At 42.6% G+C, this 19,868-nt stretch carries 18 protein-coding genes; 6 read left to right on the plus strand and 12 right to left on the minus strand.

Features of this window, described 5'->3' with window-relative positions; genetic code table 11:
* Positions 1-60: 60 nt before the first annotated feature.
* The 9 genes from purH to rsmD all read right to left on the minus strand — a co-directional run bounded on the left by purH (position 61) and on the right by rsmD (position 9,694).
* Entirely contained in the window at positions 61-1,647 is a 1,587-nt protein-coding gene (purH, locus tag IMPJCBKJ_RS11945; protein ID WP_138619132.1) for a bifunctional phosphoribosylaminoimidazolecarboxamide formyltransferase/IMP cyclohydrolase, read from the minus strand.
* A gap of 230 nt (positions 1,648-1,877) precedes the next feature.
* Positions 1,878-2,168 (minus strand): DNA-binding transcriptional regulator Fis, encoded by a 291-nt coding sequence (fis, locus tag IMPJCBKJ_RS11950; RefSeq protein WP_002957804.1) that lies wholly within the window; start codon positions 2,166-2,168, stop codon positions 1,878-1,880.
* A 21-nt stretch (positions 2,169-2,189) separates the two neighbouring features.
* Complete coding sequence (dusB, locus tag IMPJCBKJ_RS11955) at positions 2,190-3,161, minus strand: tRNA dihydrouridine synthase DusB (protein ID WP_054551040.1); 972 nt, start codon at positions 3,159-3,161, stop codon at positions 2,190-2,192.
* Between the two features lie 269 nt (positions 3,162-3,430).
* A complete protein-coding gene (gene prmA, locus IMPJCBKJ_RS11960) occupies positions 3,431-4,312 on the minus strand; it encodes a 50S ribosomal protein L11 methyltransferase (RefSeq protein ID WP_138601686.1) in 882 nt (293 codons plus the stop codon).
* Between the two features lie 64 nt (positions 4,313-4,376).
* Positions 4,377-6,236 carry an RNA polymerase sigma factor RpoD gene (gene rpoD, locus IMPJCBKJ_RS11965; RefSeq protein ID WP_138601684.1) on the minus strand — a complete coding sequence of 620 codons (1,860 nt, stop codon included), beginning with the start codon at positions 6,234-6,236 and terminating at the stop codon, positions 4,377-4,379.
* A 123-nt stretch (positions 6,237-6,359) separates the two neighbouring features.
* Positions 6,360-8,111, minus strand: a complete 1,752-nt coding sequence (gene dnaG / locus IMPJCBKJ_RS11970; RefSeq protein WP_166340521.1) for a DNA primase — start codon at positions 8,109-8,111, stop codon at positions 6,360-6,362.
* A 136-nt stretch (positions 8,112-8,247) separates the two neighbouring features.
* Positions 8,248-8,694: a GatB/YqeY domain-containing protein gene (locus IMPJCBKJ_RS11975; protein ID WP_054551044.1), complete on the minus strand. Its 447-nt coding sequence runs from the start codon at positions 8,692-8,694 to the stop codon at positions 8,248-8,250.
* Between the two features lie 21 nt (positions 8,695-8,715).
* A complete protein-coding gene (rpsU, locus tag IMPJCBKJ_RS11980; protein WP_002957797.1) occupies positions 8,716-8,931 on the minus strand; it encodes a 30S ribosomal protein S21 in 216 nt (71 codons plus the stop codon).
* A 145-nt stretch (positions 8,932-9,076) separates the two neighbouring features.
* Positions 9,077-9,694, minus strand: coding sequence for a 16S rRNA (guanine(966)-N(2))-methyltransferase RsmD (rsmD, locus tag IMPJCBKJ_RS11985; RefSeq protein WP_166340523.1), 618 nt, complete (start codon positions 9,692-9,694; stop codon positions 9,077-9,079).
* A 209-nt stretch (positions 9,695-9,903) separates the two neighbouring features.
* On the opposite strand from rsmD, the gene ftsY reads away from it, so the two are divergent.
* The 5 genes from ftsY (at position 9,904) to glsB (ending at position 15,977) form a co-directional block, all read left to right on the plus strand.
* Positions 9,904-12,126 (plus strand): signal recognition particle-docking protein FtsY, encoded by a 2,223-nt coding sequence (gene ftsY / locus IMPJCBKJ_RS11990; RefSeq protein WP_166340616.1) that lies wholly within the window; start codon positions 9,904-9,906, stop codon positions 12,124-12,126.
* Positions 12,127-12,179: 53 nt separating this feature from the next.
* On the plus strand, positions 12,180-12,857 hold the full coding sequence (gene ftsE / locus IMPJCBKJ_RS11995; protein WP_054560978.1) for a cell division ATP-binding protein FtsE: 678 nt from the start codon (positions 12,180-12,182) through the stop codon (positions 12,855-12,857).
* Positions 12,854-13,840, plus strand: coding sequence for a permease-like cell division protein FtsX (gene ftsX / locus IMPJCBKJ_RS12000; RefSeq protein ID WP_054551047.1), 987 nt, complete (start codon positions 12,854-12,856; stop codon positions 13,838-13,840). Before ftsE ends, ftsX begins: the two co-directional genes overlap by 4 nt.
* A gap of 272 nt (positions 13,841-14,112) precedes the next feature.
* Entirely contained in the window at positions 14,113-14,976 is an 864-nt protein-coding gene (rpoH, locus tag IMPJCBKJ_RS12005) for an RNA polymerase sigma factor RpoH (RefSeq protein ID WP_054551048.1), read from the plus strand.
* Positions 14,977-15,056: 80 nt separating this feature from the next.
* Positions 15,057-15,977 (plus strand): glutaminase B, encoded by a 921-nt coding sequence (glsB, locus tag IMPJCBKJ_RS12010; RefSeq protein WP_166340525.1) that lies wholly within the window; start codon positions 15,057-15,059, stop codon positions 15,975-15,977.
* A gap of 6 nt (positions 15,978-15,983) precedes the next feature.
* Here glsB and IMPJCBKJ_RS12015 read toward each other — a convergent pair whose 3' ends face one another.
* Positions 15,984-17,288 carry an inosine/guanosine kinase gene (locus IMPJCBKJ_RS12015; protein ID WP_054560976.1) on the minus strand — a complete coding sequence of 435 codons (1,305 nt, stop codon included), beginning with the start codon at positions 17,286-17,288 and terminating at the stop codon, positions 15,984-15,986.
* 180 nt (positions 17,289-17,468) lie between these two features.
* Here IMPJCBKJ_RS12015 and tadA point away from each other — a divergent pair, with 180 nt between their 5' ends.
* On the plus strand, positions 17,469-17,966 hold the full coding sequence (tadA, locus tag IMPJCBKJ_RS12020; protein WP_166340527.1) for a tRNA adenosine(34) deaminase TadA: 498 nt from the start codon (positions 17,469-17,471) through the stop codon (positions 17,964-17,966).
* Here the strand turns inward: tadA and IMPJCBKJ_RS12025 are convergent, their stop codons facing one another.
* Together IMPJCBKJ_RS12025 and mltF are read right to left on the minus strand one after the other, a co-directional pair.
* On the minus strand, positions 17,967-18,137 hold the full coding sequence (locus IMPJCBKJ_RS12025; RefSeq protein ID WP_165385080.1) for a hypothetical protein: 171 nt from the start codon (positions 18,135-18,137) through the stop codon (positions 17,967-17,969). It lies immediately after the preceding gene.
* A gap of 102 nt (positions 18,138-18,239) precedes the next feature.
* Positions 18,240-19,709 carry a membrane-bound lytic murein transglycosylase MltF gene (mltF, locus tag IMPJCBKJ_RS12030; RefSeq protein ID WP_166340529.1) on the minus strand — a complete coding sequence of 490 codons (1,470 nt, stop codon included), beginning with the start codon at positions 19,707-19,709 and terminating at the stop codon, positions 18,240-18,242.
* Positions 19,710-19,868 lie beyond the last annotated feature (159 nt).

A 19,868-nucleotide genomic window follows, 5' to 3' on the forward strand; every position in this document is an offset into this window, starting at 1 on the left:
GAATACGTGAATTTGTGGCAAACAAAAAGGGTTAAGCTATTTGCTTAACCCTTTATGTGATTAGTGGCGGAAATGGCGCATACCTGTAAATACCATTGCCATACCAGCTTCGTCAGCTGCAGCGATAACTTCTTCATCGCGCATTGAGCCACCTGGTTGAATAACTGCGGTAATGCCAGCCTCTGCTGCTGCATCAATACCGTCACGGAATGGGAAGAATGCATCCGATGCCATAACTGAACCTTTAACTTCAAGGTTTTCGTCAGCGGCTTTGATACCCGCAATTTTAGCTGAGTAAACACGGCTCATTTGGCCTGCACCTACACCAATCGTCATACCGTCACGTGCATAAACGATTGCGTTAGACTTAACGAATTTAGCTACTTTCCAGCAGAATAAAAGATCTTTTAATTCTTGCTCAGTTGGTTGACGCTTAGATACAACTTTAAGGTCGCCTTGCGTTACCATGCCTAGGTCGCGGTCTTGAACTAGAATACCGCCATTAACACGCTTGATGTCGTGACCTGTTGCATTACCAGACCACTCACCACACTCTAATAAACGTACGTTTTGCTTAGCAGATACGATTTGTGCAGCTGCTTCAGATACTTTAGGTGCAATGATAACTTCAACGAATTGACGAGCAACAATTGCTTCAGCTGTGTCTGCATCAAGTTCTTTATTGAATGCGATGATGCCACCAAATGCTGATGTAGGGTCAGTTTTGAATGCACGATCATAAGCTTCAAGAATGTTGTCACCAATTGACACACCACAAGGGTTCGCATGTTTTACGATAACACACGCTGGTACGTCGAATTCTTTTACACACTCTAATGCTGCGTCAGTATCAGCAATGTTGTTGTAAGAAAGTGCTTTACCTTGCAGTTGAACTGCCGTCGCAACAGATGCTTCAGTTAAGTCGTTTTCAACATAAAAAGCAGCGTCTTGGTGTGAGTTCTCACCGTAGCGCATATCTTGCTTCTTAGTGAACTGCATGTTGATAGTGCGTGGGAACTTAGTCTCTTCAGCAGCTTCCTCTGTGTAGTCAGGAACCATTTTGCCGAAGTAGTTTGCAATCATGCCATCGTACTGAGCTGTGTGCTCGTAAGCCGCAATAGCTAGATCAAAACGTGTTTTATACGTTGTTGAACCGTTGTTGCTTTGCATTTCGCTGATCACGCGGTCGTAATCTTTTGCATTTACTACGATAGTTACGTCTTTATGGTTTTTCGCCGCAGCGCGAACCATAGTTGGACCACCGATATCAATGTTTTCAATCGCATCTTCTAGGCTGCAGTCTTCTTTCGCAACAGTGTTTGCGAAGGGGTATAAGTTAACTACAACGATATCGATAGCAGAGATGTTATTCTCGCTCATTACGTCTTCATCTTGACCGCGACGCGCTAAGATGCCGCCGTGAATTTTTGGATGAAGTGTTTTTACGCGACCATCCATGATCTCAGGGTGACCAGTATGGTCAGATACTTCAGTGACTTTGATGCCGTTATCAGCAAGTAATTTGCAAGTACCGCCAGTTGATAAAATATCCACGCCTTGTGCTTCAAGAGCGCGAGCAAATTCAACGATACCGGTTTTATCTGACACACTTAATAGTGCGCGACGAATTGGACGATGTGTATCCATTGTAGTTTTGATTACCTCAATGTTTGAGCTAGCTTAGAAAGGCGGTATTTTAACTGAATCTGCTTTAAAAAACGACGTTTAAAGCGTGAGGATTTTGCATAGTTTTTAACAGCTATAAAAAAAGCACCCTAAGGTGCTTTTTTCAAATAACTTATTACCAGTTACTATGAAGCTGTAAGCAATTATAACGATAGCTCGTTAAACTGATTACGGTTTCAATATAACGGGTATCAGTTCATGCCGTATTTTTTAAGCTTCTTACGTAAAGTACCACGGTTGATACCTAGTAAGATTGCAGCACGAGTTTGGTTACCACGCGTGTACGTCATTACTTCTTCAAGTAATGGTGCTTCTAGCTCAGAAAGAACAAGGTCGTATACGTCTTGTACGTCTTGACCATTAAGCTGCTTTAAGTAGTGATGAACAGCTTTTTTCACTGCATCACGCAACGGCTGTGGTTTCTCGTGTGACTGTACATGAGGGTTTGTGATAAATGGAGAAGTCACGTTTTGTTCGAACATCGTTATATGTCTCTTTCTTTCTTAGTTAGCTGCTAGTGTTTTAAAGTATTCTTCTAATGCGTCGACTTGTGCCTGTGGGTTATCTAACGCATTAAATACTCGCCTAAACTGACCGTCACTGTCATGGGTTTGCAAATACCAAGATACATGCTTTCGAGCGATACGCGCTCCCATTGGCTCCCCGTAAAACTGATGAAGATTGTCTAAATGCTCCATCAAAATGCTACGCACCTCTGCAATTTCAGGTGCTGGCAAATGTTCTCCAGTTCGCAAATAGTGGTCTATCTCCCTAAAAATCCAAGGGCGACCTTGGGCGGCTCGACCAATCATAATGGCATCTGCACCCGTATAATCCAAAACCTGCTTTGCTTTTTCTGGTGAAGTAATATCACCATTGGCAACGACAGGGATAGACACTGAACGTTTAATATCCCTAATTGTGGCGTACTCTGCTTCACCTTTATACATACATGCGCGCGTTCGCCCATGTACTGCCAGTGAGGCAATGCCATAACGTTCAGCTATTCTCGCAATCTCGACACCATTACGGTTATCCTGATCCCATCCAGTACGGATTTTTAAAGTGACAGGGACATCAACAGCGTTTACAACGGCATCGAGTATCTCTTGTACTAATTCAGGAAACTGTAATAAGGCAGAGCCTGCGAGTTTCTTATTCACTTTTTTAGCTGGGCACCCCATATTGATATCTATGATCTGTGCACCATTGCTGACATTGAATTGTGCTGCCTGTGCCATAAGCTCAGGATCGGCTCCGGCGATTTGCACCGAACGAATTCCCGATTCACCGCTGTGATCCATACGGTTCATCGATTTTTCAGTTTTCCATACTTTCGGGTTTGACGAGAGCATTTCAGAAACAGCAAGGCCCGCACCTAAGCGACGGCAAAGTTGTCTAAATGGTCTGTCTGTAATGCCTGCCATTGGCGCGACAATTACATTGTTCTCAAGTTGGTATGAACCGATACGCACTGTTATTCAATTGGCCTCTTTTCAAGGGGCGCTAAGTTTACGGTTTTTTTGGCAAAAATCAAAGGCTATAAATTGAACAAAAGTGACTTTTTTTTGCCCTTTTCGTATTGACTTTTGATAACAGTTTGACGGGTAGGTTGATTTGTTTGATATTTAAACAGAATTTTTTTACTCGCAAAAAAGTGCGAAACGATTAACTGTAAAAATAAGGTAAAGCCTGTTAAATATAGGCTTTACCTATTATGTTTGAGTAAATGCTCTAGTGCTGTTTAAGCTTTTTTGACGCCGCTGACACGGGTCCATTCACCTTCAACAGCCACTTCATCAAGTGCTAAAAACGGGGCATAAACATCGGCTACAGACTGAGCTTGTTCTTCTAAAATTCCTGACATAGCAATTTTACCATTCGGTTTTAAAAGACCTAAAATCACTTCATGTAGTTCACGAAGTGGTTGAGCTAAGATGTTTGCAACCACAATATCGGCTGTAAACTCTGGTTGATCTTCAGGTAAATACACTTCAAGTTTATCTGCAACGCCATTACGTTTTGCATTATCGCGGCTTGCTTCAAGGGCTTGAGGATCTATATCGATACCGATCATACGCTCTGCACCGAGTTTGATCGCCGCAATTCCTAAAATACCTGAGCCACAACCAAAGTCGACCACGGTTTTACCTGTTAAATCTTGGCTTTCTAGCCACTTCAAACAAAGCGCAGTGGTTGCATGGGTACCTGTGCCAAAAGCAAGGCCAGGGTCGAGCAATACATTAACCGCATCAGGATCGGGAATATCGCGCCAACTTGGACAGATCCATAAGCGCTCACCAAATTGAATTGGGTGGAAGTTATCCATCCACTCACGCTCCCAATCTTTATCTTCAAGCTGTTCAATTTTATAAACGAGCTTATCGGCGAGTGTTGCTTCAGCATTTAATGTTGCTACAACGCTGTCCATATCATGGTTTGCGTCATACAGGCCAATCACTGTGGTATCAGCCCATAACTGCACAGTACCAAGTTTTGGCTCATAAATAGGAGTATCTTTGGCATCAACATAAGTGACTGAGGCACTGCCAGTGTCCATGAGTAAGTCGCTGATTAATTCAGCGTTGTCTGCGTTTGCATTGATGCGAATTTGGATCCAAGCCATGAATATCTCTCGAATAGAAAAAAGGCCGCAACAGCGGCCTTTTAGTTAATAACGCGATACTAAATTACTTAGCATCTAAGAAGCTTTTCAGTAAGTCAGAGCGAGAAGGGTGACGTAATTTACGTAACGCTTTCGCTTCGATTTGACGAATACGCTCACGTGTTACGTCAAATTGTTTACCTACTTCTTCTAATGTATGGTCAGTGTTCATGTCGATACCGAAACGCATACGTAATACTTTAGCTTCACGTGCTGTTAAGCCCGCTAGTACATCGTTTGTTGCGCCACGTAGTGATTCCATGGTTGCAGAATCAATAGGTGAGTCGATAGTGGTATCTTCAATGAAGTCACCTAAGTGCGAATCTTCATCATCACCGATTGGTGTTTCCATTGAAATTGGCTCTTTAGCGATCTTAAGTACCTTACGGATCTTGTCTTCAGGCATTAACATACGCTCAGCTAATTCTTCTGGGCTCGGCTCACGCCCCATCTCTTGTAGCATTTGACGAGAGATACGGTTTAACTTGTTGATCGTCTCAATCATGTGCACAGGAATACGGATGGTACGTGCTTGGTCAGCAATCGAACGCGTGATTGCTTGACGGATCCACCATGTTGCATAAGTTGAGAACTTATAACCACGGCGGTATTCGAACTTATCAACCGCTTTCATTAGACCAATATTACCTTCTTGGATAAGGTCTAAGAATTGTAAACCACGGTTGGTGTATTTTTTCGCAATTGAAATTACAAGACGTAAGTTCGCTTCAACCATTTCTTTCTTCGCACGGCGGGCTTTCGCTTCACCAATACTCATACGACGGTTGATGTCTTTAATTCGTTCGATGCTAAGGCCAGTGCTTTCTTCAATTGCACTTAGTTTGCTGATGCAACGAATGATTTCTGGTTTAACTGATTCAAGTGCTACTGAGTATTTCTCGTTTGCAGCAATCTCAAGGTCGATCCAGCTTGTGTCTGTTTCGTTATTTGCAAAGTGCTTGATAAAGTTCTTTTTCGGTAACTTAGCAATTTGTACAGCTTGCTTCATGATGATACGTTCTTGTACACGAACGCGGTCCATCATTTCACGCATGTTGTTAACCATGCGGTCAAACTGTTTTGGCACTAATTTAAATGTTTTAAATAGTTCGCCGATTTCTGCAATAGCTACAAGTGAGTCAGGGTGTGAGCGACCTTTTTCTTCGAACGTTTCGCGTGCTTTATTATAAAGCTCACGTAAGTTTTCGAAGTGAATACGGGCTTCTTCAGGATCTGGACCTGTGTCGCCATCGTTATCATCATCGCTATCATCATCACTATCTTCGTCATCATCGTCTTCGTCGTCTTCTTCGTCGAGTTGCTCTTCGTTTAACTCAGAACCGATGTGTGTTGCAGAAATTTGTGATTCGTCTTCATTATTAGGATCAAAGAAGCCAGAGATAATATCGCTTAAGCGCATTTCTTCAGCTTCGAATTTGTCCCATTGCTCTAGTAGATAAGTAATTGCTTCTGGGTATTCAGCAACTGAAATCTGTACTTGGTTAATACCTTCCTCAATACGCTTAGCGATTACGATTTCGCCTTCACGCGTAAGAAGTTCAACAGTACCCATTTCACGCATATACATACGTACAGGGTCAGTTGTTCGACCGATCTCTTTTTCTACAGTCGCAAGTGCAGCTGCCGCGGCTTCTGCTGCGTCTTCGTCTGTCGTTGTTTCTTGCATCATTAATTCATCGGCATCAGGTGCGTTTTCGCTTACCTTGATACCCATATCATTAATCATGCTAATGATATCTTCTACCTGATCTGAGTCGATAATGTCTTGTGGAAGGTGATCATTAACTTCTGCAAAAGTTAAATAACCTTGCTCTTTACCTTTTTGAATCAGAAGCTTTAATTGTGACTGAGGAGTTGGATCCATAGAGATTTATTCTTCCACTCTGAAAGTTGATACAACAGGCGCCAGCTCGCTTACTAATTAAGCGACACGAAAACTAACTAGACGCAGTGAATAGCACAGTATAACAGCATTATTCAATTCTGACTAGCTGTTGCTGCCTTTTAACGCTTGCGTCAGTAAGTGGCATTCCAGCCTTTCTTCGCTGCTTAAGCCTTGGGTCTTGTCTTTTATTAATAGGGTCTCTAGTCGATAATTTAAACACTGGTCTTCAATAAATTTAAAAGTATTTTTAAAAACCGTCTCTAAACGATCGTCATTTATTTGATGCTGCCAAGTGGCTAATTTCACTAACGCGTCATATTCAGCACTATCCCTAAATGACTCTAAAATTTGTGCGGTGGTGATACCTTTACGTTCTAGTGCTAAGTGCTGAATGCGTAAAAATAGCTCAATACCGGCTATTTTCATCTCAGCTAACTCCGGCATATAAGCAATGCTGGTCGCCAAACTTGGGTGTTGCAATAAAATACCAATCGCTTGGCGCATCGGCGTTATTTTAAATTTACGCTCAATCGCATGCAGTTGCTTTGGTGACTTAACACGATTATTTAATTGCTCTCTTGTTCGACCAATTAAGCGGCCAAGATGTTCCAAAATATTTTCTTGATAAAAATCACTCGGGATTTTTTCAATTAGTGGTAGAGCATTACTAAGGAGCTTTGCTTTACCTGCGTCTTGTGTCAGGTCTATCTCTTGGCTGAGTCTATTAAACAGCACCTTAGTAAAATCATCCGCTTCGCTTAACCTAGCTTCAAAAGCGTCTTTACCTTCTTTTTGTACCAGTGAATCAGGGTCTTCACCATCAGGTAAAAACACAAACTTCAACGACTTACCGTCGGCAAGATAAGGCAGTGCATTCTCAAGCGCTCGCCAAGCAGCATCGCGACCTGCACGGTCACCGTCGTAGCAGCAAATCACTTTATCCGTGGTTCTAAATAAAGTGTGCATATGCTCTGCAGTGGTTGCTGTGCCAAGGGCGGCGACGGCATATTCGATGCCTTGCTCAGCTAAAGCAACGACATCCATGTAGCCTTCAACAATTAAAATATGTTCAAGTTTTTTATGCGCTTGCTTGGCTTCGTATAAACCATAAAGCTCAAAGCCTTTATGGAAAATACGGGTTTCTGGTGAGTTAAGGTATTTAGGACCTTGATCCGCTTGCATAACACGGCCACCAAACGCAATCACCCGACCGCGTTTATCGCGAATAGGGAACATAAGTCGGTCACGGAAGAAGTCAAATTGGCGACCAGGCGACTTTTCAGAGGCTAGTTTTAGTTCTACAAGCTGCTCTTTTTGTTCTTTGTTGCGGCCAAGTTGCTGGCATAGCGCTTCCCATTCACTAGGCGCATAACCAATCATGAATTTTTTCGCTGTTTCACCACTTAAACCACGACCCTTGATATAGTCGATAACCGTTTTCGAGTTGGCATGATGCTTTAATTGATGTTGGTAAAAGCGAGCAGCATGTAACATTAAATCGTAATCAGAGCGCTTTTGTTCTGCGGTGCGTTGCGGGCCTGAGCTTGTGCCTTGTTCGCGAGGTACGTCTAAATTGAGCATACTCGCTAACTCTTCAATGGCGTCAACGAACTCTAATTTGTCGTATTCCATGACAAACGAAATTGCATTGCCATTGGCGCCACAACCAAAGCAGTGATAAAACTGTTTATCTTGAGAAACGGTAAAAGAGGGTGATTTTTCATTATGGAATGGGCAACAGGCTTGATAGTCTTTACCTGCTTTTTTTAGGCCAACTCTCGAATCAATTAACTCAACAATATCTGTGCGAGCGAGTAAATCATCAATAAACTGTCGAGGGATTTTTCCGGCCATAGCTGTTGTTTTTTCCTGCGCTATCTATGCGTTGTAAAATAAGATTTGAACACAATTACTGTGTTTATGAAAGACTAAAAGCAAGAAACCGAGCACTAGGCTCGGTTTGCTTGAATCATACATCTGTATGTGGGGGTTAGGCAGTTAATCGTTGCTTGATTAAGCCAGAAATCTTACCTAAATCGGCACGACCTTCAGCTTTGCTTTTGATAACTCCCATTACCTTACCCATGTCTTGCATACCCGCTGCGTTTGTATCAGCTATAGCCGAGTCAATAAGAGCAATGATTTCTTCTTCACTCAATTGTTGAGGTAAGAATTCTTCAAGTGCTTTAATCTCACTGGCTTCAATTTCAGCTAAATCTTCACGACCCGCATCAATGTACTGGGTGTAAGAATCGCGACGTTGCTTAACAAGCTTTACTAAAACAGCGGTAATACCGTCGTCGTCAAGCGTAATTTGCTCGTCAATCTCACGTTGCTTGATTGCAGCAAGTACCATGCGGATAGGCTTAAGACGTTCTTTGTCTTTTGCCTTCATCGCATCTTTTTGCGCATCTTTTAGCGTTAATAAAAGGCTCATTTATACAAGACCAAATACTGATTAGTATAATTTAACGCGACGTGCGTTATCGCGAGAAAGCTTCTTCATGTGACGCTTTACTGCAGCAGCTTTTTTACGCTTACGCTCAGCTGTTGGTTTTTCATAGTGCTCGCGACGACGAACTTCTGAAAGGATACCTGCTTTTTCACATGAACGCTTGAAGCGACGAAGTGCTACGTCAAACGGTTCGTTCTCTCTTACTTTAATTACTGGCATTAAAAATTCACCTACCTAAATAATGAGCGTTGCTCAAGTTGATCGAATAACGACCAAGTGGTTCAAAAATGGTGCGGTATTGTAATCCGAAGCAACACCACATGTAAAGAATAATATTAACAGAAACTAGGTTTGCAAAACAGTGTTAATTTGTCTCGCGTTGATATAGTCGACAAATTACTTGTCCGGCAGTTTTTTCTTTTAAAAGCATCCAGTTATCTGGTGAGCTTAGGTCGCTTAGTTCGCTTTCGACCTCAACATATATAAGTGCTTGGGCAGATAACCAGTTATTTTTTTCGAGTAAAAAACAACTTTTTTCAGCCAAGTTTTGTCGAAATGGCGGGTCAACAAAAATTAGATCAAATTGCTCGTTTTGCGTGTTTTGTTCTAATAATGAAAGGCTATTGCCTTGTTTTACGACGGCATTATCCAATTTAAGCGTGCTAATGTTTTCTTTTAGCTGGCTAGCGGCACTTTTATCTAGTTCGAAAAACACAGCATGATCAGCAAAGCGCGATAAAGCTTCAAACCCTAAGCCGCCAGAACCAGCAAAGCAGTCAAGAACAGCTGCGCCTCGGGTATCTTGCATGAGCCAGTTAAATACTGTTTCTTTTATACGGTCTGTGGTTGGACGCAAGCCTTGCACATCTTTTACTGGTAATTTTCTACCGCGAAATTGCCCACTAATAATACGAATAAAACCATTTGCTGATTTATTGTTCGCTGCTTTTGCTTGGCGGTTAGCTGTTGATTTTTTTCTCATTTAACTCACTAATCATTGGTAACTGACCCCTAGCTCAGATAATATTGTATGCAATAGCTAGCGTGTCATTTTTCTACTGCGCTAAAAGTGATAGTATTGCGACCTTAGCGATAGATGGTACCTGTTTATGTTTGGCTAAAAAGCTGAACTGTCACCAAACTATTATTCATGTAAGTTTATCAGATTTTTATAAGTGGTTATTAGCAAGTATGGCAAAAAAAAGTAAATTCCTGTCTTGGTTTGGTTTTGGCAAATCAGATAAGCAACAAGCAGAGCAAGCAGCAAAAGAGGCTGATAACCAGAAGCAAATAGAAGAACAACAGCGAATTGAAGCCGAAAAGGCTGAAGCTGAACGTTTAGAACAAGAACGCATTGCTGCTGAACAAGCAGAGGCTGAACGTTTAGAGCAAGAGCTTATCGCTGCAGAAAAGGCAGAGGCTGAACGTTTAGAGCAAGAGCGTATCGCTGCTGAAAAAGCAGAAGCTGAACGTTTAGAACAAGAGCGTATCGCTGCAGAAAGACGCGATGCTGAACGTGTAGAGCAAGAACGCATTGCGGCAGAAAAAGCAGAAGCTGAGCGTTTAGCTCAAGAGCAGCAAGCGGCAGAGCAGCAACGTCAAGAACAACAAGCTCGACTTGCTGAGCAAGAAGCAGCAATGAAATTAGAGCAAGAACGTGCTGCCGCAGAACAGGCGCAGCGTGAAGCAGAGCAAGCTGCTGCAGAAAAAGCAGAAGCTGAGCGTTTAGAACAAGAGCGTATCGCGGCAGAGAAAGCGGAAGCGGAACGTTTAGAGCAAGAACGTATTGCTGCAGAAAAGGCGGAAGCGGAGCGCTTAGAGCAAGAGCGTATCGCTGCAGAAAAAGCGGAGGCAGAGCGTTTAGAGCAAGAACGCATTGCAGCAGAAAAGGAAGAAGCTGAACGTATAGAGCAAGAACGTATCGCAGCAGAAAAGGCGGAAGCTGAGCGTTTAGAGCAAGAACGCATTGCCGCTGAAAAAGCAGAAGCTGAGCGTTTAGAACAAGAGCGTATCGCGGCAGAAAAGGAAGAAGCGGATCGTTTAGAGCAAGAACGTATCGCAGCAGAAAAGGCACAAGCGGAGCGCTTAGAGCAAGAACGCATTGCTGCTGAAAAAGCACAAGCGGAACGCTTAGAACAAGAACGTATCGCGGCAGAGAAAGCGGAGGCGGAGCGCCTAGAACAAGAACGTATCGCTGCAGAGAAGGCGGAAGCTGAACGTTTAGAGCAGGAGCGCATTGCTGCAGAAAAGGCAGAAGCTGAACGTATAGAACAAGAACGTATCGCTGCAGAAAAGGCGGAAGCGGAACGCTTAGAACAAGAACGTATCGCGGCAGAGAAAGCGGAGGCAGAGCGCCTAGAACAAGAACGTATTGCTGCAGAAAAAGCAGAAGCGGATCGTCTAGAGCAAGAACGCATTGCTGCAGAGAAAGCAGAGGCAGAGCGTTTAGAGCAAGAGAAAGCTGCTGCTGAAAAACCTAAGAAAGAAGGTTTCTTCGCACGCCTTAAAAAAGGTTTATTAAAAACTCGCGTTAATATTGGTTCTGGCTTTGCGTCTATTTTTAGTGGTAAGAAAATTGACGATGAGTTATTTGAAGAACTAGAAACACAATTACTAACAGCCGATTTAGGTGTTGATACAACAATGAAGTTGATTGATAACCTAACCGATGCCGCTGATCGTAAGCAGTTAAAAGATGGCGATGCTTTATACGAGTTAATGAAGCAAGAAATGGCAAGTATGCTTAAAACCGCTGAGCAGCCGCTGGTTGTAAGTGGTGACAAAAAGCCATTTGTTATCTTAATGGTGGGTGTAAATGGGGTAGGTAAAACTACCACGATTGGTAAATTAGCGAAGCAGTTCCAAAACGAAGGTAAGTCAGTGATGCTTGCTGCGGGTGATACATTCCGTGCTGCAGCGGTTGAGCAGCTGCAAGTATGGGGTGAGCGTAATAGCATTCCTGTGATTGCTCAACATACAGGTGCAGACAGCGCGTCAGTGGTTTTTGATGCATTTCAGGCGGCAAAAGCCCGTAATGTTGACGTGTTAATCGCCGATACAGCAGGGCGCTTGCAAAATAAAGATAACCTAATGCAAGAGCTTGAAAAAATTGCCCGTGTAATGAAGAAAATTGACCCAGATGCACCGCATGAAGTTATGTTAACTATTGATGCAGGTACAGGTCAAAACGCAATTAGCCAAGTTAAATTATTTAATGAATGTGTTGGTTTAACGGGCATTACTTTATCTAAACTAGATGGTACCGCTAAAGGTGGTGTGATTTTCGCCGTTGCAGATAAATTTAATATCCCAATTCGTTACATCGGTGTTGGTGAAGGTATTGATGATTTACGTACCTTTAATAGTAGTGACTTTATTGATGCACTATTTAGCCAAGACGAGGATGACGCATAATTAACTAAAGGGAGCTTGCTCCCTTTTTCGCTGCAAGATGATTGATAACTAAAATGATAAATTTTCAGCAAGTCAGTAAAACATACCCAGGCGGCCATCGTGCCCTTGAAAAAGTCAGCTTTCATATCAAGCCTGGCGAACTGGCCTTTTTAACCGGGCACAGTGGTGCAGGTAAAAGTACCCTATTGAAGCTTATTAGCTTGATGGAGCGCCCATCGGCAGGGCAGGTGCTTATTAATGGTGTTGATTTAAATGCTGTTAAATCACGCCAGATCCCTTATGTGCGCCGCGACATTGGTATCATCTTTCAGAATCACCGCTTACTAGAACGTTACTCTGTGTTTGATAATGTTGCCTTACCTTTAATTATTGAAGGCACGCACCACAAGCAAATAGCTAAACGTGTTCACGGTGCGCTTGATAAAGTCGGGTTACTTGATAAAGCGAAGTGTAATCCAGCAACCTTATCAGGTGGTGAGCAGCAGCGTGTTGGTATTGCTCGTGCTATCGTTAATTCACCGCCAATTCTATTAGCTGATGAGCCAACCGGTAACTTAGACCCTGAGCTTTCAATGGACATATTACGTTTATTCGAAGACTTTAATAATCATGGCACAACCGTACTGATTGCAACCCATGACATTGGTTTAATTGCGCGTATGCGTTATCGCAGTTTAACACTGAAAGATGGCCGTATGATTGACGATCCGTTAGCTGAGGGGGCACTATGAGTTTATTGTTTAAAAGCCGCAACAGCCAAAACGAACGTCAGAAGAAGTCATTTTTAGCAGCGCCTTATTTCTTCTTTATTAATCTTATTCGCCAAGGTGTGCACAGCCTCGGTGAAATGTGGCGAACGCCTTTAGCTTCATTGATGACCATTGCCGTATTAGGATTAAGCTTAACACTGCCAGCGACGCTTTATTTAGTGGTTAAAAATGTCTCGCAAGTGAGCAGTGGTTTTGAAGATGCAGCAGAGATTTCGTTGTTCGTAAAAGAAACTATGAGCGAACAGCAAACGCAAACCTTGGTTAAGCGTTTAGCACTCTACCCTGAAGTAGATAAAGTAGAGTTTATATCAAAGGGCGATGCCCTCACTGAATTTAAACAAGTATCAGGATTTGGCCAAGCACTTGAATATTTAGATGCGAACCCGTTACCTGATGTTGTTATCGTCACGCCGACAGCACGATACCGTCAGCCAAATACAGCAAAACAATTACTGCAAAAGCTTGAAGGCGAAAGAGAAGTGGATTTTGGTAAACTCGATATTGCTTGGCTTGAGCGATTAAATGCACTTTTAAGTTTATTAAAAGAAAGCGTGATCACCATTGCTCTACTATTATTAACCTCCGTCACCCTGATCATTGGTAATACTATCCGCTTATCAATCATGGATAAGAAAGATGAAATTCAGGTGATGAAGTTAGTTGGGGCGACAAACACCTTTATTCATGCGCCATTTTTATGGACAGGGATTTGGTACGGTATTATTGGCGGTTTGTTCTCTTTTATTTGTGTTGCATTAATGATGTGGTGGCTTGGTGCTGCTGTAAGTGATGTTGCGGGTGTTTATGAAACCAGCTTTGACTTAATTGGTTTAACACTCACAGAGTTTGGCATTTTAGTCGCTCTTGCAACAGGGCTAGGATTTGTTGGTTCTTACCTATCAGTTAACCGCTATATAAAAGAAATTGAACCCGATAAAGTGTAGCTATCAGCGCTATTATTTTAGCGCTTTTGCTTGTCGTTAATTTGTCATATTAAGCCTTTATGCTGTTTGTTTAGATTTTGAATGGTGGGCTATATATCTTTCAAAATACCTTTAAAAGCTAGAATTCATCGCTTATTCAGCGCCTTAAAGTAAAATAAAATTATCTTAAAAAAACCACTTGATTTGAACTTTAAAAAAGTTTTTAATTGAAGTTAGCACTCTCGCTTAAAGAGTGCTAAGATGGTTTCAAATGTTTATCACTGAGGTGAAAAATGAGTAAAGATTTATACGCAATGGCACTTACTGCAGGTCAACAGAGCGCAAGTATGGACGGCTACCTTCAAGCGGTTAGCACTATTCCTATGCTTGATGCAGAGAAAGAAAAGCAGTTGGCGACACGTCTTCAGGAAGAAGGTGATCTTGAAGCTGCGAAGCAACTCATTATGTCGCATCTACGCTTTGTTGCTCATATTGCGAAAAGCTATTCAGGTTATGGCTTACCGCAAGCTGATTTAATTCAGGAAGGTAACATCGGTCTGATGAAGGCGGTAAAACGTTTCGACCCAAGTGTAGGTGTTCGCTTAGTTTCATTCGCAGTACACTGGATCAAAGCCGAAATTCATGAATACGTACTTAAAAACTGGCGTATCGTGAAAGTTGCAACAACAAAAGCGCAACGTAAATTATTCTTCAACCTACGCAAAAATAAAAAGCGTTTAGGTTGGTTTAACCAAGCTGAGGTTAGCACAGTTGCTAATGAGCTAGGTGTAAGTGAAAAAGAAGTACGTGAGATGGAATCACGTATGAGTGGCCAAGATATGGGCTTTGACTTAACGGGCGACGACAATGACGACGCACCGACAAGCACATACTCGCCAGTACAGTATTTAACAGATGGCAGTGCTGACCTTGCTGATGATATCGAAGAGCAGCAATGGCAAGAACAGTCTCATGCACGTTTATTCAGCGCGTTAAAAACCCTTGATGAACGTTCTCAAGACATCGTAAGTGCACGTTGGTTAGCTGACGATAAAGCAACATTACAAGAGCTTGCTGAGAAATATAACGTTTCAGCAGAGCGTGTTCGCCAGCTAGAAAAAACAGCGATGAAAAAACTGCAATCAGCGATGAGCTAATAGCAATCGCTATAGCAAACCATCTTTAGTAGACTACAAAGCCTCGCAAATGCGGGGCTTTTTGTTTTAAAGGACGCGGTATGTCACAGATTGATTATCAACATGTATTAGATGAAATCACAAAAGAAGTTCAACCATTACTGAGCCAAGGGAAGGTTGCTGATTATATTCCTGCGCTTGCAGAGGTTGAGCCAAACCAGTTTGCCATTGCTATTCATACTGTGGATGGGCAAACCTATTGCGCGGGTGATTGTGGTGCGCGTTTTACGATTCAATCTGTTTCTAAAGTAATGACCTTAACCTTAGCACTTCAGCGTTATGGTGATGAGCTTTGGCAACGAGTTGGTAAAGAGCCTTCAGGCACCGCTTTTAATTCTCTTACACAGCTTGAGTTTGAACAGGGCATACCACGCAACCCATTTATTAATGCCGGCGCGATTGTCACCTGTGACGCGTTATATAGCCGTTTATCTGCCCCAATGCACTCTATGCTTGAGTCATTTCGCCAGTTATCAGGGAATGCTCAGGTTGTTATTGATAAGAAAGTGGCGAATTCTGAATATGAGTTTCGTCATCGCAACGCCGCGATGGGGCATCTAATGAAGTCATTTGGCAACTTTAATAATGAAGTTGATGATGTGCTATGGGCTTATTTTAACTTCTGTGCCATAGAGTTAAACTGCGTAGAATTAGCAAAAGCTTACAATTACTTAGCAAACCAAGGTAAAGATGCCAATGGCCATGAAGTACTTAGTGCAAGGCAAAATAAGCAGTTAAACTCGTTACTGTTTACCAGTGGTTTATACGATGCTGCAGGGGATTTTGGCTACCGTGTTGGTATGCCGGGTAAGTCAGGGGTATCGGGTACTATTTTAGCTGTGTTACCAAATCAATTTACTGTGGCTGTGTGGGCGCCGAGACTTAACTCGTATGGTAACTCAGTGGCTGGGATAGCGGCTCTTGAGCGTTTATCCCAGAAACTGGATATTTCGATTTTTTAGTGGAGATTACTGATCCCAGTAAACTTGCTCTAAACAATCTTCACGTTCAGGTAAACCACGCGATAAACGTGGCGAGTGCTGAACAAGTACTTCATAACTTGCACGGTTAGCGTATTTACTAATTTGTGCAAGCGATGAGTAGGTCATAGCAGGTTGCTGATGCTTCGCTGAGTTTGCCACATTAAGTTTGTGGTAAACGTTTGCTGATAGGTCATGCAGTACCGCAGCCAGAGCACAATCGCCTGCGCCATTGGTATTTTTAATGCTGTCAGGGCCGCCCATAAATGGTGCTGTGTGGCTGTACGCACGAATAGGGTTTTGGCAGTCGTCTTTACGCATTGCGCGAGAAAATTCATAACGGTTAAAGTCAGCAATTGCACCTGGTAATAACGGGTATTCTGTTTCACGCTTGAATGAGTCGTCGACGTAACCGGCCATAAACAAGCCTTTTTCGCCAGCTGTACAAATAACTAAATCAGTCCAATCGAGCGCTTTGTCGGCAGCTAAAAGCGGATCTTCAAAGCCAGTAATAGCAAGACCTTCTTCTTCGTTCATAGCAAGAATATCAACATGCTCTTTTACAAAGTCAGCCCACCAAGCAGGGTCTTGTTCAATTAGAAACTTAGTGCCAAGGGTTAAAACCACAGGGACACCTGCATCATTGGCATATTTCACTGCCTGCATGGTCGCTTCTGTCATGGTTTCATCACCTTGAGTACGCATTAGGTATGCGCTGATCACCAGTGCTGATGAATTCTCAATAAGTGCTTGGTCGATTGATTCAGGGCGCAGATGATTCATAAGCCCCGCGCTGATTGCGAAGGTACGCTCACCGGTCTCGTCAATTAAGGTAAAACAACGACCAATAGGGCCATCTACAGGCTGAAGGTAGTCAAGGTCAACGCGGCTTGAGGTGTTACATAAAAAACGGTATGCATAGCTGCCGATTTTGATATTTTCACTCATTACCCCTAATAACACTGAACGGTCGTCAGCTAGGGTAGAGTAGTTGTGCATGGTGTTACCTACCGTACCACCGGCAAACTCATAATCGATCATATTGTCGAGTTTTAGTCTGTCGTATAGTGCGTTGGTAATATCGTTATCGATCACTTGCGACATGCCACGGCGCAATTGAAATTCATCTAGGAAAGCTTGATCAACTTTCGCTTCAATATCTACCACAATTTGGTCGATACCCGTAATATAACTACGTTGTAGTCGGTCGGTTGAGTTAAGTTGATTCGTCAGTGGATCTTTGGCTTCCACCGGAAAATAATGTTTATGCCTGCGGCGTCCAGGAAATTTCATTTGCTACCCGTGTTGTAAGCTAAATAAAAAAAGCGCGAGATTATAGCGCAATATGGGTCCATTGAGCCATGAAAAAGCCACTAAATTTTGCGTTAATTTTTAAGTGTAGCAGTATTTATAGCCGACATTTTTCACTAACTAGGTATAATTACTCACAGTTTTACAAAATTTGTGTGATATATGAGCGAACAATTTAGCGACCAATATTGGATGGAAAAAGCATTAAACTACGCCAATGAAGCGGCTGCGATTAATGAAATTCCGGTTGGTGCTGTGCTGGTAAAAGACAATCAACTGATTTCTTATGGTTATAACCGCTCAATTATTGATAACGACCCATCCGCTCATGCTGAAATGATGGCAATCCGCGAAGCAGGTAAAGTACTTAATAACTACCGATTAATCGATTGCACCTTGTATGTTACGTTAGAACCTTGTTCTATGTGCGCAGGTCTGTTGGTACATAGCCGTATTAAGCGATTGGTATTTGGTGCTAAAGATGCCAAAACGGGATCGGCAGGATCAATTATGAATCTGCTGCAAGAGCCTAGGCTTAATCATCAAGTTGAAGTAACCGGTGATGTTATGAGTGAGCAGTGTGGGGCGGTAATTTCAGCGTTTTTTAAGCGTCGTAGAGAAGAGAAAAAGGCGGCAAAGCTGGCTGCTCGCAACGCCTAGTTATACAACCGGCGTTGCAGGAACTTGTGCTTCCATTAACTGCATCGCAAATAAGCGGCGACGCCAAATAACTTTTTTGTGTGTATTACGTAGCATGATACGACGGCGGGTCGCCGTTGAGTAAATAACATTACGCTTGAACTTATGTGTCGTGCGTCTTCTTTTTAACATGAGTGCTCCTTAAGTGAGAGTAAAGCATGGCATGGTCCGTTCCATTTCTACTAAAAGATAATGATCATTTGATGACAAGTAAACAGATTTCGGTGCTTGAGGTTAGTTGTTTTCTAATTCTTGCTGCTCTGAGTTGGTTTGTTGCGTGTTGTCATTTGGCTTTGGTTCGCTCGCTTGCGCTTCAGGTTTAGCTTCTTCAGTGCTTTGTTCTTCTTCGCTTGGGTTAGCAATCGCATCATTTTCATCAAGCCAAACCAGTGCGTCGTAATAGCGACGAATATTATCAACGTATTTTACTGCAACATCGCCACGGGCATAACCATATTTGGTTTTTCGATAGTAACGCTTTTTAATTAAAAGCGGTAAGCGCTTTTTAACATCAGCCCATTTATCGGGGCTTGCACCTTCTTGCTCGGTAATAATGCGTGCGTCGTTGACGTGTCCCCAGCCAACATTGTAAGAGGCTAAGGCAAACCAGGTTCTGTCGGGCTGCGGAATGCGTTCAGGGATCCAAGAAATTACTTTGGCAAGATACTGCGCACCGCCTTTAATATTTTGCTCAGGCTCTAGGCGATTTGTTACGCCGACCTGTTTTGCCGTTGCTTGGGTTAGCATCATAATACCGCGAACACCAGTTGGTGACTTAGCCCTTGGGTTCCACATTGATTCTTGATAACTCAAAGCTGCCAGTAATCGCCAGTCTATGTTACCTGCGTATTGCTCAAACCAAGGTTGATATTTGGGTAAGGTGTCTTTTATTGCTTCAATATAAGCAAGGGTGTTCACATAATTAAACTGGCGAACATGGCCGAAATATTTTTCTTCTAACACATAAAGCTGGTTGCTTTGTTTGACGTCGCCAAAAAATGGCACCATGAGGGCATATAAAGAGTCATCACCATCTTTTCTTAGTAACCAAGCGATAGGATCATTACGGGTAACCGAAAAGCCGATACTCAAGTTTGGGTGGTAGCGGCGAAACAGCGATAAGGTGTGCGAGTCTGCTAGGGTGTAATCAATTTCACCGTCGATAACAGCTTGCAGAAGCTCTTCTTCATCCATATCTTCTGTTTCGTTCCAGCTAAGTTCTGGATTAATTTGTTTTAATTGTTGTAGTGCCAACGAGTGACTGCTTTTGGCGAGAACAGTCAGATTGCCGGTTAAATCCGCAAATTCACGGGGTCTATTACGGCCTTGTTTATAAACTAATTTTTGGCTTATTGTGCGATAGGTTGGGCCGAAGCGGTAATGCTCAGCCCGAATCGTATTATAGGTAAGACCTGACGCTATAATATCTAAATCGCCACTTTCTAAGCGTGCGAACATATCGGATAGATTAAAAAAAGGCACCATTTCAAGCTCAACACCAACATAGTCAGCAAATTCTTGGGCTAACTCATATTCAAAGCCTTGCACACCTTGTGGAGCCTGATAGTAATTACTCGCACCAGCTAATGTGCCGACTCTAATTTTGTTCTGCGCCTTGATATGAGCAAGTTGCGACGGTTGCTGTTGCATATCGCACGCACATAACATGAGCACTAAACTAAAAATAGCGAGTAATTTTTGCATAAATTATAAATGCCCCTTAAACCATTACCTTAGTGTTATAACAAAACTTCTAAGCCACGTCACTTGGCGAATAGTGTTATAGATCTATTTAAAAATTAATAACTATAACAAGGCAGCTGGTAGATAAGTCATACAGAACAAGAACCTGCAGAGAAATAA

Origin of the sequence: Pseudoalteromonas sp. MB47 (assembly GCF_011319765.1) — a bacterium.
GTDB lineage: Bacteria > Pseudomonadota > Gammaproteobacteria > Enterobacterales > Alteromonadaceae > Pseudoalteromonas > Pseudoalteromonas simplex.

Coding starts and splice junctions, on each gene's coding strand:
- rpsU (WP_002957797.1), bottom strand. CDS start 8,931: ATGCCAGTAATTAAAGTAAGAGAGAACGAACCGTTTGACGTAGCACTT.
- ftsX (WP_054551047.1), top strand. CDS start 12,854: ATGAGTTTATTGTTTAAAAGCCGCAACAGCCAAAACGAACGTCAGAAG.
- IMPJCBKJ_RS11975 (WP_054551044.1), bottom strand. CDS start 8,694: ATGAGCCTTTTATTAACGCTAAAAGATGCGCAAAAAGATGCGATGAAG.
- prmA (WP_138601686.1), bottom strand. CDS start 4,312: ATGGCTTGGATCCAAATTCGCATCAATGCAAACGCAGACAACGCTGAA.
- purH (WP_138619132.1), bottom strand. CDS start 1,647: ATGGATACACATCGTCCAATTCGTCGCGCACTATTAAGTGTGTCAGAT.
- glsB (WP_166340525.1), top strand. CDS start 15,057: ATGTCACAGATTGATTATCAACATGTATTAGATGAAATCACAAAAGAA.
- fis (WP_002957804.1), bottom strand. CDS start 2,168: ATGTTCGAACAAAACGTGACTTCTCCATTTATCACAAACCCTCATGTA.
- rpoD (WP_138601684.1), bottom strand. CDS start 6,236: ATGGATCCAACTCCTCAGTCACAATTAAAGCTTCTGATTCAAAAAGGT.
- rpoH (WP_054551048.1), top strand. CDS start 14,113: ATGAGTAAAGATTTATACGCAATGGCACTTACTGCAGGTCAACAGAGC.
- IMPJCBKJ_RS12025 (WP_165385080.1), bottom strand. CDS start 18,137: ATGTTAAAAAGAAGACGCACGACACATAAGTTCAAGCGTAATGTTATT.
- ftsE (WP_054560978.1), top strand. CDS start 12,180: ATGATAAATTTTCAGCAAGTCAGTAAAACATACCCAGGCGGCCATCGT.
- mltF (WP_166340529.1), bottom strand. CDS start 19,709: ATGCAAAAATTACTCGCTATTTTTAGTTTAGTGCTCATGTTATGTGCG.
- IMPJCBKJ_RS12015 (WP_054560976.1), bottom strand. CDS start 17,288: ATGAAATTTCCTGGACGCCGCAGGCATAAACATTATTTTCCGGTGGAA.
- dnaG (WP_166340521.1), bottom strand. CDS start 8,111: ATGGCCGGAAAAATCCCTCGACAGTTTATTGATGATTTACTCGCTCGC.
- rsmD (WP_166340523.1), bottom strand. CDS start 9,694: ATGAGAAAAAAATCAACAGCTAACCGCCAAGCAAAAGCAGCGAACAAT.
- tadA (WP_166340527.1), top strand. CDS start 17,469: ATGAGCGAACAATTTAGCGACCAATATTGGATGGAAAAAGCATTAAAC.
- ftsY (WP_166340616.1), top strand. CDS start 9,904: ATGGCAAAAAAAAGTAAATTCCTGTCTTGGTTTGGTTTTGGCAAATCA.